Origin of the sequence: Cupriavidus sp. a3 (assembly GCF_051015765.1) — a bacterium.
In the GTDB taxonomy this organism is placed as follows: domain Bacteria; phylum Pseudomonadota; class Gammaproteobacteria; order Burkholderiales; family Burkholderiaceae; genus Cupriavidus; species Cupriavidus oxalaticus_A.
On the sequence record NZ_CP170643.1, the window covers coordinates 1,259,418 to 1,274,672 of the forward strand.

General features: G+C 64.6%; 20 protein-coding genes and 1 tRNA gene. 4 read left to right on the forward strand and 17 right to left on the reverse strand.

The annotated features are described in order from the left end of the window. Window positions 1-314: 314 nt before the first annotated feature. From acs to ACAD63_RS05960, 3 genes are all read left to right on the forward strand, one after another. Window positions 315-2,297 carry an acetate--CoA ligase gene (acs, locus tag ACAD63_RS05950; RefSeq protein ID WP_434033547.1) on the forward strand — a complete coding sequence of 661 codons (1,983 nt, stop codon included), beginning with the start codon at window positions 315-317 and terminating at the stop codon, window positions 2,295-2,297. A gap of 94 nt (window positions 2,298-2,391) precedes the next feature. Beyond that, window positions 2,392-4,443, forward strand: a complete 2,052-nt coding sequence (locus ACAD63_RS05955) for a sodium:solute symporter family protein (RefSeq protein WP_133096055.1) — start codon at window positions 2,392-2,394, stop codon at window positions 4,441-4,443. Between the two features lie 60 nt (window positions 4,444-4,503). Beyond that, a tRNA-Ser gene (locus ACAD63_RS05960) sits at window positions 4,504-4,594 on the forward strand. A 73-nt stretch (window positions 4,595-4,667) separates the two neighbouring features. Here the strand turns inward: ACAD63_RS05960 and ACAD63_RS05965 are convergent. From ACAD63_RS05965 to ACAD63_RS05985, 5 genes are all read right to left on the reverse strand, one after another. Beyond that, window positions 4,668-5,720: a tyrosine-type recombinase/integrase gene (locus ACAD63_RS05965; protein ID WP_434033548.1), complete on the reverse strand. Its 1,053-nt coding sequence runs from the start codon at window positions 5,718-5,720 to the stop codon at window positions 4,668-4,670. Next, on the reverse strand, window positions 5,720-5,941 hold the full coding sequence (locus ACAD63_RS05970) for a DUF4224 domain-containing protein (protein WP_434033549.1): 222 nt from the start codon (window positions 5,939-5,941) through the stop codon (window positions 5,720-5,722). The genes ACAD63_RS05965 and ACAD63_RS05970 overlap by 1 nt, the downstream gene beginning before the upstream one ends. 113 nt (window positions 5,942-6,054) lie before the next feature. Continuing rightward, window positions 6,055-6,270 (reverse strand): hypothetical protein, encoded by a 216-nt coding sequence (locus ACAD63_RS05975; protein ID WP_434033550.1) that lies wholly within the window; start codon window positions 6,268-6,270, stop codon window positions 6,055-6,057. Further along, entirely contained in the window at window positions 6,255-6,905 is a 651-nt protein-coding gene (locus ACAD63_RS05980; protein WP_434033551.1) for a hypothetical protein, read from the reverse strand. Before ACAD63_RS05980 ends, ACAD63_RS05975 begins: the two co-directional genes overlap by 16 nt. A 1-nt stretch (window position 6,906) precedes the next feature. Continuing rightward, the gene (locus ACAD63_RS05985) at window positions 6,907-8,133 is read right to left on the reverse strand and encodes a phosphoadenosine phosphosulfate reductase family protein (RefSeq protein ID WP_434033552.1); all 1,227 of its coding nucleotides are present in this window, start codon (window positions 8,131-8,133) and stop codon (window positions 6,907-6,909) included. Between the two features lie 31 nt (window positions 8,134-8,164). Here ACAD63_RS05985 and ACAD63_RS05990 point away from each other — a divergent pair, with 31 nt between their 5' ends. Beyond that, window positions 8,165-8,755, forward strand: coding sequence for a hypothetical protein (locus ACAD63_RS05990; RefSeq protein ID WP_434033553.1), 591 nt, complete (start codon window positions 8,165-8,167; stop codon window positions 8,753-8,755). A gap of 20 nt (window positions 8,756-8,775) precedes the next feature. Here ACAD63_RS05990 and ACAD63_RS05995 read toward each other — a convergent pair whose 3' ends face one another. The 12 genes from ACAD63_RS05995 to ACAD63_RS06050 all read right to left on the reverse strand — a co-directional run bounded on the left by ACAD63_RS05995 (window position 8,776) and on the right by ACAD63_RS06050 (window position 15,240). Continuing rightward, the gene (locus tag ACAD63_RS05995) at window positions 8,776-9,312 is read right to left on the reverse strand and encodes a hypothetical protein (RefSeq protein WP_434033554.1); all 537 of its coding nucleotides are present in this window, start codon (window positions 9,310-9,312) and stop codon (window positions 8,776-8,778) included. 1 nt (window position 9,313) lies between these two features. After that, complete coding sequence (locus ACAD63_RS06000) at window positions 9,314-9,604, reverse strand: hypothetical protein (protein WP_434033555.1); 291 nt, start codon at window positions 9,602-9,604, stop codon at window positions 9,314-9,316. 11 nt (window positions 9,605-9,615) lie between these two features. Next, window positions 9,616-10,194, reverse strand: a complete 579-nt coding sequence (locus ACAD63_RS06005; protein ID WP_434033556.1) for a hypothetical protein — start codon at window positions 10,192-10,194, stop codon at window positions 9,616-9,618. A gap of 106 nt (window positions 10,195-10,300) precedes the next feature. Then, window positions 10,301-10,804: a hypothetical protein gene (locus ACAD63_RS06010; RefSeq protein WP_434033557.1), complete on the reverse strand. Its 504-nt coding sequence runs from the start codon at window positions 10,802-10,804 to the stop codon at window positions 10,301-10,303. Window positions 10,805-10,832: 28 nt separating this feature from the next. Next, window positions 10,833-12,449, reverse strand: coding sequence for a YqaJ viral recombinase family protein (locus tag ACAD63_RS06015; protein ID WP_434033558.1), 1,617 nt, complete (start codon window positions 12,447-12,449; stop codon window positions 10,833-10,835). Next, window positions 12,442-13,266 (reverse strand): ERF family protein, encoded by an 825-nt coding sequence (locus ACAD63_RS06020; RefSeq protein WP_434033559.1) that lies wholly within the window; start codon window positions 13,264-13,266, stop codon window positions 12,442-12,444. The genes ACAD63_RS06015 and ACAD63_RS06020 overlap by 8 nt, the downstream gene beginning before the upstream one ends. A 24-nt stretch (window positions 13,267-13,290) precedes the next feature. Next, on the reverse strand, window positions 13,291-13,434 hold the full coding sequence (locus ACAD63_RS06025; protein WP_434033560.1) for a hypothetical protein: 144 nt from the start codon (window positions 13,432-13,434) through the stop codon (window positions 13,291-13,293). Next, a complete protein-coding gene (locus ACAD63_RS06030) occupies window positions 13,431-13,553 on the reverse strand; it encodes a hypothetical protein (RefSeq protein ID WP_434033561.1) in 123 nt (40 codons plus the stop codon). The genes ACAD63_RS06025 and ACAD63_RS06030 overlap by 4 nt, the downstream gene beginning before the upstream one ends. Further along, complete coding sequence (locus ACAD63_RS06035; RefSeq protein WP_434033562.1) at window positions 13,550-13,744, reverse strand: hypothetical protein; 195 nt, start codon at window positions 13,742-13,744, stop codon at window positions 13,550-13,552. The genes ACAD63_RS06030 and ACAD63_RS06035 overlap by 4 nt, the downstream gene beginning before the upstream one ends. After that, window positions 13,741-13,995: a hypothetical protein gene (locus ACAD63_RS06040; RefSeq protein WP_434033563.1), complete on the reverse strand. Its 255-nt coding sequence runs from the start codon at window positions 13,993-13,995 to the stop codon at window positions 13,741-13,743. Before ACAD63_RS06040 ends, ACAD63_RS06035 begins: the two co-directional genes overlap by 4 nt. Beyond that, a complete protein-coding gene (locus tag ACAD63_RS06045) occupies window positions 13,992-14,279 on the reverse strand; it encodes a hypothetical protein (protein ID WP_434033564.1) in 288 nt (95 codons plus the stop codon). Before ACAD63_RS06045 ends, ACAD63_RS06040 begins: the two co-directional genes overlap by 4 nt. A gap of 175 nt (window positions 14,280-14,454) precedes the next feature. Beyond that, a complete protein-coding gene (locus tag ACAD63_RS06050; protein WP_434033565.1) occupies window positions 14,455-15,240 on the reverse strand; it encodes a hypothetical protein in 786 nt (261 codons plus the stop codon). Window positions 15,241-15,255 lie beyond the last annotated feature (15 nt).

Here is a 15,255-nt window from a genome sequence, read left to right on the forward strand (position 1 = left end):
GATGCCTCGGTCAGCCGGCGGCCACGATCGCGGGTGGCGCGAGGCGCGGCGAGCCGGTGCAAGCGTGGAGAGGCCGCGGCAAGGGTAAGCACCGCGTTCAGGTATAGGGCTCGCGGGATTATAGCTGTGCTAGCCTAATGGAGAAGGCTGCACTTTCGCCCCCGATGGCAGGACGTTTCCCGCTGCATTGCAGCATGCGGCGACCTCGGACACCGGCCAGTCACCATAGGCAGCAGCCGCCGACCGTCAGGTTTAAGTAAGCCGTCGGGCGTAACTTGGCAGCCAAAGCCATTCCAAAATCAGGAGACGAGTCTATGTCCGCCATCGAATCGGTGATGCAAGAGAACCGCGTGTTCAACCCGCCCGAGTCGTTCGCCAGCCAGGCCGCGATTCCCAGCATGGACGCCTACCGCGCGCTGTGCGAGGAAGCCGAACGCGACTACGAAGGCTTCTGGGCACGCCACGCCCGCGAGCTGCTGCACTGGAACAAGCCCTTCACCAAGGTGCTGGACGAGAGCAACGCGCCGTTCTACAAGTGGTTCGAGGATGGTCAGCTCAATGCCTCGTACAACTGCCTGGACCGCAACCTGGAAAACGGCAATGCCGACAAGGTCGCGATCGTGTTCGAGGCCGACGACGGCACGGTGACGCGCGTCACCTACCGCGAACTGCATGCGAAGGTGTGCCGCCTGGCCAACGGCCTGAAGACGCTCGGCATCAAGAAGGGCGACCGCGTCGTGATCTACATGCCGATGTCGGTCGAAGGCGTGGCCGCGATGCAGGCCTGCGCGCGCCTGGGCGCGACGCACTCGGTGGTGTTCGGCGGCTTCTCGGCCAAGTCGCTGCAGGAGCGGCTGGTCGACGTGGGCGCGGTGGCGCTGATCACCGCCGACGAGCAGATGCGCGGCGGCAAGGCGCTGCCGCTGAAGGCCATCGCCGACGACGCGCTGGCGCTGGGCGGCTGCGAGGCCGTGAAGAACGTGATCGTGTACCGCCGTACCGGCGGCAATGTCGGCTGGACCGAGGGCCGCGACCGCTGGCTCGACGACGTCTGCGCCAACCAGCCCGAGACCTGCGAAGCCGAGCCCGTCGGCGCCGAGCACCCGCTGTTCGTGCTCTACACCTCGGGCTCGACCGGCAAGCCCAAGGGCGTGCAGCACAGCACCGGCGGCTACCTGCTGTGGGCGCTGATGACGATGAAGTGGACCTTCGACATCAAGCCCGACGACCTGTTCTGGTGTACCGCCGACATCGGCTGGGTCACCGGCCACACCTACATCGCCTACGGCCCGCTGGCCGCCGGCGCCACCCAGGTGGTGTTCGAAGGCGTGCCGACCTACCCGAACGCCGGCCGCTTCTGGGACATGATCGCGCGCCACAAGGTCAGCATCTTCTATACCGCGCCGACCGCGATCCGCTCGCTGATCAAGGCCGCCGAGGCCGACGAGAACATCCACCCGAAGCAATACGACCTGTCGAGCCTGCGCCTGCTCGGCACCGTGGGCGAGCCGATCAATCCCGAGGCGTGGATGTGGTACTACAAGAACATCGGCAACGAGCGCTGCCCGATCGTCGACACCTTCTGGCAGACCGAGACCGGCGGCCACATGATCACGCCGCTGCCGGGCGCGACGCCGCTGGTGCCGGGTTCGTGCACGCTGCCGCTGCCGGGCATCATGGCCGCCATCGTCGACGAGACCGGCCATGACCTGCCCAACGGCAATGGCGGCATCCTGGTGGTCAAGCGCCCGTGGCCGGCCATGATCCGCACCATCTGGGGCGACCCGGAGCGCTTCAGGAAGAGCTACTTCCCCGAGGAGCTGGGCGGCAAGCTGTACCTGGCCGGCGACGGCTCGATCCGCGACAAGGACACCGGCTACTTCACCATCATGGGCCGCATCGACGACGTGCTGAACGTGTCGGGGCACCGCATGGGCACGATGGAGATCGAGTCGGCGCTGGTGGCCAACCCGCTGGTGGCCGAGGCCGCGGTGGTCGGCCGCCCCGACGACATGACCGGCGAGGCGATCTGCGCGTTCGTCGTGCTCAAGCGCGCCCGCCCGAACGGCGAAGAGGCCATCAAGCTTGCCACCGAGCTGCGCAACTGGGTCGGCAAGGAAATCGGCCCGATCGCCAAGCCCAAGGACATCCGCTTTGGCGACAACCTGCCCAAGACGCGCTCAGGCAAGATCATGCGCCGCCTGCTGCGCTCGCTGGCCAAGGGCGAGGCAATCACGCAGGACACCTCGACGCTGGAGAACCCGGCGATCCTGGACCAGCTCAAGCAGGCACAGTAACCCTTCCGCCGTGCCCCCTACCAGCCCGCCGCCGCGTTCCCGCGCGCCGGCGGGTTTGTTACGATAGCGCCCCACCGACCACGGACCGCCGCCCATGCCTGATGCCCAGTCGCGCTTCCGCCGCCGGCTGCTGCTGTACTACGGCCTGTTCACGCTGGGGTTGTTTGGCTTCGTCGGCATGATGGGGCTGCTGGAGCGTTCCAACGCCGATGCCTTGTGGCTCGGCTATGTCTTCCTCTTCATCACCATCGCGATCTATGCCTGCATCGGGCTGATCTGCCGCACCTCCGACCTCAACGAGTATTACGTCGCCTCGCGGCGCGTGCCGGCCCTGTTCAACGGCATGGCGATCGCCGCCGACTGGATGAGCGCCGCGTCCTTCATCGGGCTGGCCGGCATCCTGTTCGCATCCGGCTACGAGGGCCTCGCCTACGTCATGGGCTGGACCGGAGGCTATTGCCTGGTGGCCTTCCTGCTGGCGCCATACCTGCGCAAGTACGGCGGCTACACCATTCCGGATTTTCTCGCCGCGCGCTATGGCAACGGCAAGCCCGGCGGCAACCTGCCGGTGCGCGCGATCGCGGTGCTGGCGGCGTCGCTGTGTTCGTTCGTCTACCTGGTGGCGCAGATCCAGGGGGTAGGGCTGGTGGTGACGCGCTTCATCGGCGTGGAATTCGCCGTTGGCATCTTCTTCGGCCTGGCCGGCATCCTGGTGTGCTCGTTCCTGGGCGGCATGCGCGCGGTCACGTGGACGCAGGTGGCGCAGTACATCATGATGATCGTCGCCTTCCTGGTCACGGTCTCGATGATCGCGTGGAAGCATCACCAGGAAGCGGTGCCGCAGCTCAGCTACGGCACGCTGCTGGCGCAGCTCGATGCGCGCGAGCAGGAACTGGAGCGCGAGCCCGCCGAGCAGGCCGTGCGCGAGTACTACAAGCAGCAGGCCATCCTGCTGCAGGAGCGCATCGCCCGGCTGCCGGCATCCTTCCAGCAGGAGCGCGACACGCTGGACGCGCGGCTGCAGGACCTGCGTGCGCGCAATGCGCCGCTGCGCGAAATCAAGGCGCTGGAACGCGAGCGCCTGGAATTCCCGCGCGATCCCGCCGCCGCACAGCAGCAGTGGAACCTGCAGCGCGAAGACGCGCTTGCGCGCAGCCGGCATTCGATGTCGTCCACCGAGCCATACCCGGCGGCGTCCGAGCAGGAGCGCAAGACCAAGCGGCTCAATTTCGTGCTGCTTGTGTTCTGCCTGATGGTCGGCACCGCCAGCCTGCCGCATATCCTGACGCGCCTCTACACCACGCCCTCCGTCAAGGAGACCCGCAACTCGGTGGCCTGGGCCGTGTTCTGCATTGCGCTGCTGTACGTGTCCGCGCCGACGCTGGCCGCGCTGGTCAAGTACGAGTTCTTCGAGCACCTGGTCGGCACGTCGTATGCGGAACTGCCGCAATGGGTGGTGCAATGGCGCAAGGTCGATCCGCCGGTATTCGGCATCCGCGACGTCAACGGCGACGGCATCGTGCAATGGGCCGAGATCCTGCTGCAGCCCGACATGATCGTCCTGGCCGCCCCGGAGATCGCCGGACTGCCTTATGTCATCTCCGGCCTGATCGCCGCCGGCGCGCTGGCGGCGGCGCTGTCGACCGCCGACGGCCTGCTGCTCACCATCGCCAATGCGCTGTCGCACGACGTCTTCTATCACATGGTCGACCGCCAGGCGAGCCACCAGCGCCGCGTCACCACGGCCAAGATCGTGTTGCTGGGCGTTGCCTTGTTCGCTTCATACGTTACATCGCTGCGCCCAGGCAACATCCTGTTCCTGGTCGGCGCTGCCTTCTCGCTGGCGGCATCGAGTTTTTTCCCCGTGCTGGTGCTGGGCATCTTCTGGCGCCGGACGACTGCGGCCGGCGCTGTCGCCGGCATGTCCGCCGGGCTTGGCGTGGCGGTCTACTACATCTTCGTCAACTACCCGTTCTTCACCCGCATGACCGGCATTTTCGGCAACCGCTGGTTCGGCGTCGACCCGATCGCTTCCGGCGCCTTTGGCGTGCCCGCGGGGTTTGCGGTAGCGATCATCGTCAGCCTGCTCACGCCGCGCAACGCGCCGGTGATCGACAGGCTGGTGACGTATTTGCGTCGGGGCTAGGAGGGCGCCGCACGAACTTGTAGATTCGTCGGGCAACTCTGCTATAATCGCGGACTTCCCGGAGAGATGGATGAGTGGTTTAAGTCGCACGCCTGGAAAGCGTGTATAGGTTAATAGCCTATCGGGGGTTCGAATCCCCCTCTCTCCGCCACCTTATTCCATAAGGCTTTGCGGCAAATTCGGAAGCGCCAGTTTTCCTACAGAATCCCGGCTTTCCTATTCGATCACCGCAGAGGCTTCACCAGTTCCGGTTTGCGACGGTACACCCGCTCCGTGATCCGGCTGTCCGCGTGGGCCATCAGCGCCCGCGCATGCTCCAGAGTTTCCGCATCGCTCGCGCACTTCGCGCGCAGGTCGTGCTCGTTGAAGCGCTGCTTGACCCCGGTCTCTTTCAGCACGCGCTCCATAAATCCCCGCCACATCGAATCCCACCCGCCGGCGCGGCCGGTTTCCTCGCTGATGTAGCATTCGCCCTCCCGGTTACAGAATAGCCACTTAGCAATCCTGACCGGCCGGGCCCTCTTTGCCATCTCCACCGCTTCGCGCAACTCGTCCGTCCAGATCAGGATCACGCTCTTGCCTGTGCTGCCAGCCGTCTTCGCAGGCGTAACGTGAATACCGTCCTCCTGCAGGTCTGACATGGTCAGGCGGAGAAGGTCGCCGCGGCGGAGGCCGGTGATCATCTTCACGCGGATATAGGCCTGCACTGCCAGCACGCTGCCATGCGTGCGCTTTGGCTCCAGCGACAGGCATTCCACGATCTCCCAGTCCTCCACGTACCGCGTGCGCGGCTTCTCGCCGGACAGCCGAACCTGGCCCTTGAAAGGGTGGCGGTCGATGATTCCCCATTCCACCGCCTTGGTGAAGGCATGGGACAGGATCTCGACTTCCCGCCGGGCGGCTATCTTCGACTGGCGGCGCTCGATGTACTGGTAGACCAGCTGCGGCCGCACGCTGGCGATGGGAGCTGCACCCAGCACGGCCCGCAGGCGTTTGATCGCAACCTGGTTTTGTGCCTGTGTCGTCGCGGCCTTGGTGGGCACCACCTGCAGCAGGTAGCGCTCGAGCAGTTCGCCGATGGTCTTGGCATCCGCCGCATAGGCCAGCCGCTCGGCCCATACCTTGTAGGCTTCAGGGAGCGACGCGCCGAGGCGGAATTCCTTCTTGCCGTCCCACATCGCTTCCAGGCCCTTCGGGACCTGGTAGTAGTAGGCGCCGCTGCGCTTACGCCAGCGGTTAGGTAGCCCCCGGTTCTCCGGGCTGCGCGCGCGAGGCATCAGGCTGCGCTCCAGTTCGGTTGCCAGTCAGGGGAGGCCGCACGGCGCTCGCGTGGGCCCCCCATCTGTGCGTCGACGTGCGACCGCAGGACCGCCACGGTGCCATCCGGGCGCACCTTGTGCTCGATCCCCATGGCGCGAAGTGCGCGGATCTGCGCCGACGGCTTCTGCCTGTTCGTCAGTTCTCGCACTTCATCGCCGGAAAGTGTCAGTGTCGTCATGGCGGCTTCCCAATGTTGCCGGGTAATTGTCAGGATACTCGTTGCTGCTTGCTGCATTACAGGGTATGGCTTGTAAAGCGGGAATACAGGCAAAAGCCTGTTCCAGGTGGTGGTTATGGGGTGGCGGCGCTGAACAGGTCCTGCTGGCCCGGCTCTGGCACCGTCGCCGGCTTCCCGGTCAGCGCGTCGATCGCGAACTGCGTCGCCAGCCACCAGAATCGGTGCGGGCCGATCTCGCCAGCATCCAGCATTGCCGCGGCCTTGGCGAAGGCGTCATCTTGGCCGGCGAGCTGCAGCTTCAGCTCGGGGCCGGTCATGAAGTGGGGCATGTCTCGTTCCTCCTGAACTCCACTACCCATACCCAAGGGTTCGCCTCCCACGCGCCAGCACCGTTGATGCTGTCCCACAGTGAGGCGTAGCTCGTGGTAGGAAAGGCAACGCAAGAGCCGCCGGCGTAAGACTTCCAGCCATCGCCGTCACGCTCAATGCCCTCCGTGATTGCATCCGCCTCACTGCAGTCGTTCAGCCGCTCGACGCGCACGCCGGTGATCTCCAGCACCAGTCGGCACAGCGCGCGCGGCATGTGGATGCTCGGCTTCCAGGTGATAGCGTCGGCCGGCGGGATGTTCTCGAAACCGACCGGCACGCATGCGGGATAGTCCGCACGGTAGACCGTCGGGCCCGGGTCCAGCGGCACCGGCTGCGCCCACGTCTCCCGCACCCACAGGAGGTCGCCGGGCTTGCCATAGGGGCAGGCCACGCGCTTGATGCGCTCGTGCACCTCGTGGCCGGGGCCGTCGCCATACAGCCAGGACAGTGCGGCCACGCCCGGCTCGTCTTCGATGCCGACGCTCAGGCTCGGGCCAACAGCCTGCTTGAGGATCCGCCGTGTCTGCGTCTTCCGGCCGTCCAGGATGGCGCGCACCATGGCGCCGCTGAAGAGGATGGGGCGTTCTTTGGTCATGCTAGGATTCCTTACCGAAAAGCAGTGGCTGCACGGCACCGTTCTGATAGACGGTCTCCATAACGGTGTCGCCGGTCGGCTCGTCACCATCCCAGCCCTGCGGCCAGGTCTGCAGGGCGATCAGCTCGCGGATGCGAGCCTCTTCCTCGGCATCGATCAGGCTGATCTCTGGTCGGCCCTGCACGCGGGCTGCATCGTTGCAGGCGAATTGGATGGCAAGCACCCGATCCAGGGCCATCAGCCGTGCTTCGAACGTCAGCGGTCCCATGCGTTGCGGGTTCTTGGCGATCGATCCATCCTTCAGACGCTCAGCGCCGGCCTTCTTCAGGCGGTGCTGCGGCTCGCGCAGCTCGCGCCACAGCGGCTTGATGCCGCGAAGTGGGGCAAGGTAGGACCACTGGCTGTTCCGCAGGACGGTCTCCAGCGCCTTCTCCTCCTGGGCGAGGGGGCAGCCGACGCAGCCGGTGCGCGCATTCAGTTCTTCCGCTTCATCCCCACCGTAGGCGTCTGCGATCGCACGAGTCGACCAGTCACCGAAGTCCGCCTCCGGCGCCCAATGCTTCAGCCATTCCCATACATGGCAGACGCGCCAGTGAAGCAGAGGGGCTAGCGTGGCGATGCGTCCGCGCAGGCCGCGGGCATTGGGCAGAACCTGCTGATACCAGCCTTGGCCGCACTCGGCGCCGTCCTTGCCGCAACTCATCTCGATGCGGCGGTCACGGATCGCGCTCTCGCCCTGGCGGACGCCCGTAATCATCAGAATGCTGCCCTCGATCCCGTCGAGGCGCTGGCGCAGCGCTTCTTCCATGGGATCAATCTTGATCTGGCGGGTGCACCATCGCAGGGTGTTGTTGTTCGGCGGCGGCACGCCCCGGCCGAGGATATAGACCATGAACCGTTTGTCCAGCGGCGCGCGCACGACCTCTACCGCGATGTTTCGGTCGCGCAGCTCGTCCATAATTCGCTCGGCCGAGATGGCCAGCGGCGCGAGCTCCTGCCGGGTGTCGGCGTAGAAGACGGTCAGTGTCTTGGGACGCGTGATCTTGCCGGTGTCGAGCAGCCAGCAGATCATCGTCAGCGTGGCAGTGCTGTCCTTGCCGCCCGACCAGGCGATGCCCCAGTGGTCATGCGTCGGGCCGTAGGCCTGCATGGACTGAACCGTGAGTTCAATGCTCTCGGTCATCTGCAGGCGCTGGCCGCCGTCGAAGATAGAGGTCTGGGTGCTCATGCTAGGATGCCTCCCAAAAACGGGAGGGTTCATGTCGGTGGAAAAATGGGGCTGGGCCGCAGTTGTTGGTGCCGCTTGTGTTTGCGTTGCGGCGGGCAGTCTGGTGCTTGCACAGATCTGGCCCAAGGATTCCGGCGATGTAGCGAGCTGGGTGCAGGCAATCGGTTCCGTCGTCGCAATCCTTGCCGCCGCCTGGATCTCCAACTCTCAGCAACGAGCCGTCAACCGCAAGGAGCGTCTGGCAGAACTGCGGGTAGTCCAATCCGCTTGCCGGCTGGGTGTGGAGGCTTTGGCCATAGTTGTTGATGTTCGAGGTCTGCGTACCGGAGGTGTTTCGTGGGATGAATTTGTCGCGCGCAAGCAGCGGGAGGCGGTCAGGATTAGCGAGACATTGAATAGCTTGCCGGTTCATTTGATGCTGGCCGATGGCGTGCTTCACAGCGCCTTTCAGATCCGCATCCAGCTGGGACATCTGGGTATGCTTCTCGAAGCTTCCGCCAAGGCTGGAAACCTGTTTCACCAGTACGATCCGCTTGGCAAAGTCGAACAGGAGATCCGTGATCGGGTGGATGAACTGAAGGCGATCCTTGTCCGTCATTGGCACTTCAAAGCGGCCGATTGAGACGGCATCGGGCAGGAGGTTCATGCACGCACCTCCGCCAAGAACTCGGCCCGCGTGATCCGCTCGCCCTCATAGAACATGACGCCGGACGTCAGCTGTTCCGGCCACTGCCGGCCGTTCGCGGCGACGGCGCGGGAGATGATCTGGACGCGCTCAGCATTCACCGCAGGATTTGCGACAATTGCAGCGCTATTCACCGCAGGGGCCTGCGCGGCCAAGAGGGCGTCGATCCACTTTGCCTCAGCAAGTTGCTCGTCGTTCAGCTGGTCGTGCCGGCCAATGCCAAGCAATGCACGGATCGGCTGCCCGACTGGCGAGCTGCCACCCTGGTGATGCCACAGGATATTGAGCAGCATCGCGCGGGAGTGGCGAGACATCATGATCGATGCCGTGTGCAGTTGCGGCTGTTGCCCGAGGGTGGCGCGGATGCCATCTGCGAAGCGCCCCAGCGCCGCATCCCATGTGTTCGTTCCGGGCGTCGCAGCCATCAGGCCGCAGTCTCGGGCCAGGTTCCAGTCTTCGTCCCGGCACTGCGCCGGCGTCGTCGATTCGCTCATCTCATTGGTCCTTGATCGATGCGAGGAGGGCGGCCATCGGCCCGAACTTCACCCAGCGCGCGAGCGGCCAGTTCGGCTGCGTCACCGCGGCGCGCTTGAGCTCGTGAGCCAGCTTCTCCAACTGGGCCAGCTGCAGCGTCATGACGGCGTGCGCCTGGCGGCTGATGTCGAGCTGCTGGCGCAGTTCGGCGTTCTCGCGCTTCAGTGCCGTGGAGTCGCGCGCCAGGTCTACGACGTCGTCGTTCAGCCGGCGCGTGGCCATGCTGACGGTGGTTCCGATGGGCCAGGTCATGGAGTTCTGCCTTAGAAGGGAATTTCGACTGGCATGGAGTCGCCTTCGAGCGCTTCGCAGTTCACGAAGCGCCAGCCCGCGTATTTCTCCAGCAGTCGGCCGTACCTCGCCTTGCTGCGAAGAAAGCCCGCGTCGTTCTCGTAGGTGGCGAAGTGCGTGATGGTCTTGTTGGCTCGGTCCTTGACGGCGTTCTCGGTGTAGAAGAGACCGCTCGGCGTGACAAAGACTTGCGACAGGCCGAAGTCGTACGAATGCACGTCGCCGATGGGGTCGCGGTCCAGTCCGATCACCTGGATCAGACCGTGCGCGTTGGCGCCCTTGATGTCGCAGAGGTCCAGAAGGTTGCCGTAGTCTTCGTTTGCCGGGCGGAATTCGGCCTCGCCCATGAGCCACGCTGCCAGGATCTTGCAGTTGTGTGTGAACTGGGTGTCTTCGCCTTCCTCCCACTCGATCCGGACGAAGATGTCGATGTCCTTCACCTGCACGCCGCTGAGAGTGTCTCTTGGCGCGCCACCGGCAATGATCAATTCCTCGGTCCCGAAGAGCGAACGGGCGGTCTGGCAAAGGTGTTGCAGCTTCTCAATCGTCATGGACATGGTCGTCTATAGGTGTTTGGGTGGGGCGGCCGGAGCTGATCCCGGCTCTCTCTTACGTGTGACCGGAGCGCCGGCCGCGCAGTCTTCGCCCCGTTAATCGTCAGGCCGCTTCCTTCAGCTGCGCCGGCTCGTCGAAGTGGAGGCTCATGTGGACCTCCTGCCCGAGCAGCGACAGCAGCTTCGCGGTGGTGGTCTCGTCCGGGTGCGCCTGCACGCGGAAGTTGACGAAGACGGTGCCGCCTTCTTGGAAGTCGAACGCCAGCTTGTTGACCTTCGACTCGTCCAGCACGATGTCGAACTCTTCGCGCACGCCGTTGTGGATGCGCAGCACCTGGTGTTCCCAGTCGCCTTCCCACTTCACCGCGCCGAGCTTCGGGTTCTTCAGGTTGGGCAGGTAGCCGGCGTCGGTCACCAGATCACCCTGCACGGACTCGTCCTTGTGGTAGAAGGCCGCCTTCAGCGTCGGAGAGAACTGCGACAGCACGTCGTTCGACAGACGCGCCTGCAGCTTCAGGTCGACGCCCAGCACGTTGTCGTCGCCGTGCTTTTCGTTGCGGGTGTTGATGTGGAGGATCTTGACCAGTTCGGTTTCGAGTTCGAGCATGGGTATGGCTCCGGTGATTGGAAAATAGTTAGGCGACGGTGAGGTCCATCTCGCAGAGCCAGCCGATTACCTGCTCCTCGGTGGCTTCGAATTGGCTGACCAGGGCGGCGATGATTTGCGCGTCGGTCGGACGGGTCGGCGGGGCCGGGCGGCGTGCGGGCGCTTGGCGAGCGACCGGAGCAGGACGTGCGGCAGGTGCAGCAGCAGGGGCGGGCGCCGGCGCTGGTTCGTCAGCTTGTTTTGCCTGCTCGGCTTCGCGCGCCGCCTTCTCTTCGGCAGCGCGCTTGTCTGCAGCCTCGCGCTCCAGCTTGGCCTGCTCTTCGCGGCGGATGCGCTCGCGCTGCTCTTCTTCCTTGCGCTGCTCGTCGAGCTTGTGCTTTTCGATGCGGTTCGACACCACCATCTTGATGTCGTCCAGCTGCTTGGTAGCCAGGCCGTGGCGATCCGAGAACAGAAACTCGTAGCCCTTGATGGCCTCGTCCAGATAGGCAACGTTGGCACGCAGGCGCTTGGCCGATGCATCGGCGTCGATCTTGGCGTTGGCCAGCATCGTGTCCACGGCATCCTGGATGCTTGCCACGGAGCGCTTGCCCTTGGCCGCGCCAGCGAAGTCCGGCATGCCCAGTTCCACCCAGACGCCGCCGGTTTCTTCCTTCAGCGCTTGGACGTGAGCGGCGAAGGCATTGCGGCCGCAGACGATGATCGACTCCTTGATCTCGGCCTTTCGCTTCGTGACCAGCTTGTCCAGATCCAAGCGCACGCGCGCGGCCTCTGCGGTGACGTCGTCGATGGTGCGGAACAGGGCGTCAATGCTTTCCGTCTGCGCCAGCGCATGCTGCTTTGCAGACTTCAGCTTGGACTCCACTTCAGCGCACCACTTCACCGTCTTCTCGGCGTCGGCAAAGTCCTGATCGGTCTGCAGATCGCGGTTGATGCCGCGGAATACAGCGATGGCATGCTGGCGGAACGGCTCCAGGTTGCTGGCCGTCACCTGGCCGGTAACCTCAATCAGGAGTGCGGGCAGCGTCTCGGGCGTGCGGCCTTCCGGCTTGGCTTCGATCTCGCGCGGCTCGTAGTCTTCCACGTCGCGGTCGAACTGCTTCCAGCCGGCCATGATGCGGTTGAACCAGTCCTGAACCGGTTCGACGTCGGTCCAGACGAAGCGCTCGCGCGTGCCGTCCGACACAACGAAGCGCACGCGATCCGCGCCGGTCACCATCATGATCTGCTGGCACTGCGGCATATGGCTGTCCGGCACGATGCCTTGGCGCACCAGCGCCGCCAGATCCTCATTCCACTGCTTGTGTTCGAAGGCAATGTCGCCGGACATGGTCAGGCCGTCGCACGACGCCGACTCTTTGCCTCGCGAGCAGGTGACCGGATACAGTTCTTCGCCGAGGTCTTCCTCGACCAGCGGCCGCGCCATCGCTTCCAGTTCGTGGCCACGGTCCAGGATGCGCTCCTGCACGAACTGGCTGAACTCTTTCGGCATGGCCGTCTTCTTGATGTGCAGCAGCTCGTTGCGCTTCATGTTCTGCGACAGGCCGAGCATTGCCGCCGCCTCACTGGCGCCGTGATAGCTGAAGCGGAAGGCTTGCCACTCAGGCGAGCCTTGCACCAGGTTGTGGACGATGTAGTCAGTCATTCTCGTGGCTCCATGAATCGATGGTGTTCTTCTGTGCGTCGGTCAGCGGCGCGCCCTTGGACTCGATGAAGGCGATCATCTGGGGGACGGTCTTCTTCTTCGACTTGACCAGGTCGCGCCATGCCGCCTTGTTGGCGTCGAAGCGCTCCTGCGGGTAGGTGGCCGGCGCGTCGTGTCGCTGCTGCTGCCGTCCTTGATCCGGTCGGCCCTGAGTCGCGCCGCCGTTGCCGTCGTCATCGTCTTCCTGCTCGGACAGTCCGGTGATGGCCTTCAGCGTGTAGCGCTCCAGATAGGACTTCGTGCTAGCCCGCGCTTGGATCGCGTTCTTCGCGCCGCCTGTGTCCGGCGGGCCGCCCATCGACACGCTTTCCTCGTGTCCGGCGACATGGCGCAGGTAGCAGGTCACCTCAATCCAGTCTTTGTCGTCCTTGGTCAGTCGCCACGACGACGACAGGCCGTGCTTCGACAATGCGGGCGTCACCGTGTTGACCACCTCGTGCAGCTCCGCATATCCCTTGCCGCGCAGCGGTCCGTCGGTGACCTTCTTGTTCTTGATGATCGTGACCGCTTCGGCCTTGAATGCTGCGAACGCAGCGTCATAGGCCTTCTTCGCTTCCTTCGATTCCCAGCGCTCCTGCAGTTCCATCAGGCGCTCCAGGCGATCGAGATCCGCATTACTTTCCACTGCGATGCGCAGCAGATCGGCGGGCGTGGTGGTGGCCAGAGCGCCGGTGTGGCGAGTGGTCGGCAGTGCCGCGGTGCGCGGCATGCTGGGAGCGGTGTCGACGTCGACGACGTCTTCGACAACGGTTGACATGAAGGTCTCCTGAGAGGGAATGGTTTACAGGGCGCCGGCGCGGATCGCGACGGTCAGGTACCAGATAGAGCCAGCGGCCAGGCCGAAGCCGATGGCGCCGGCCCACTGGCGACCGCGCGTGCATTTCGCGCAGGCCAGCAGGGCGTTGGATGCGGGGTCGTAGTTCATACGGTCCTCGCCGGGTACGACATCGGGGCGTCGATGGTCAGTGCGGTGTACGCGCCCACCAGGGCGATCGCGGCAATGGCAATGGCGAACCAGAAGAAGATGGCAAGGAGCGCTCTCATGCTTGTGCTCCCGTGGCCTTGGCGATGGCCGAGCGCGCCTGCTCCAGCAGGTGCTCAGGCAAGAAGCTGTCGTTCGAGTACGGCTTATGGCCGAACGAGCATTCGTCGACGATGGCCTGCAGCGCCTGCGTCAGTTCCGCAACGAGGTTGTCGCGCGCGGCCTGGCGGGCGATGGCTTGCTCGGTGGTCATGCTGCCCTCCACACGCGCTGAACTTGAGCGGCTGCTTCGGCGGCTTCCGCGGTGGCCGCTTCCTGCAACAGCAGCTCGGCGTAGAGCAGCACCTCGGTCTTGTCGATCGAGCCCCAGGCGACGCGCTTCTCCGCGGCGGCGATGTAGTTGCGCAGCAGCATGGTTGCGGCCTTGCCGCCGGCCAGGCGCTCGAGGAACGCCTTCTCGGCTGCCGTCCCGTAGGACAGTTCGGCGATGACGGCGGAGGTCATGCTGCGTACCTCCGGGAGCGGGCCAGTTCATCGGAGGCGAGCGCTTCGAGGTGCTGCACGTACGCCGGCGCGAGGTTGTCGATCATGTCGACCGTCTCGCTGCCGTCGACCATCAGCTGGCGGATGTCGTGGGCGATGAAGGCCGGCGTGCGGCCCGGGGCGGGGGTGGTGAATTCGCCGATGACAGCCCAGTACAGGCCGTCGGCGGGGACTACTGCGCGCTCTTGATCTACGCGCACCACAGGGCGGCGCAAGATCTTGGCGTAGGTTGCGGGGCTTGGCATCGCGGGCTCCATCGGTGAGTTGATGGATTTGATTGTACACGCGACGTGAGTTTATGCAATCAGAATGTGAGTTTCGAGTGTGAGTTTTTTCGTACCCCTAAAGTGGGGTAGTTGTGAGCGCCCAACAAAAAGCCCACCGCGTGGGGTGGGCCGTTGTGAACCAGGAGGGCAGGGGTTACTGCTTGGTGCCGAGGAAGACGGCAATCTGACTGCGTGCCCCATTCAAGCTGGCCGCATAGAGGCGCTTGGTGGTGGGGTCCAGGTAGGCAATGCCGGTGAAGGTCTGGCCAGGAAATGCGCAGGGCGAAGCGCCGAACGTGATAGACACGTCGAATGCGTTTCCGCGCGCGCGTGGTGTTGCTTTGCCCGTGCTTGCGCAGCCGCTGCTGCCTATCGCCGCGATCGCGCCGTCGGCGGCCACGTTGATCGTCTGATTTTCCACGGCACCGATGATTGCAGACTGGCCGGAATACCGGCCTGTGATGTCGCCAAGCGTCGGTGTCTTTTCGTAGTCAGCGCTGTAGGTGCTGGTGAACGTGAGCGGCGTGCCGCCGCTGGTGGCGTTGTAGCTGAGGGTACCGTTCAGGCTTTGCTTGGCCTGCACGCTTGCCGAAACGCTCAGGCCTTGGACCGAGGCGCCGGATAGATTGAAGTCCCGGCCATTGGTAGAGGAGAAGCTCGAACCATTTACGGTTCCGGTGCCCTGAATGACGCCATCCAAAACACTAGGGTTGGCAGGCGCGGAATACATGACGTAGTAGGTGCCATCGTTCAGGACGATGCCGCTGATATCGCGATTGGCGCTGGTCTTGCCGTTCCAGATGCCTTCAGCGGCGTTCGACGGAACTACCGGTGCGGGCGCCGGCGCTGGCGCCGGTGCAGGCTCATCGCCACCACCACCGCCACCGCAAGCCGCCAACACGGCGGCTGCAAGACTGAGGACCAAGACGTTCTTTTTCATGTTTTCCCCTGATGC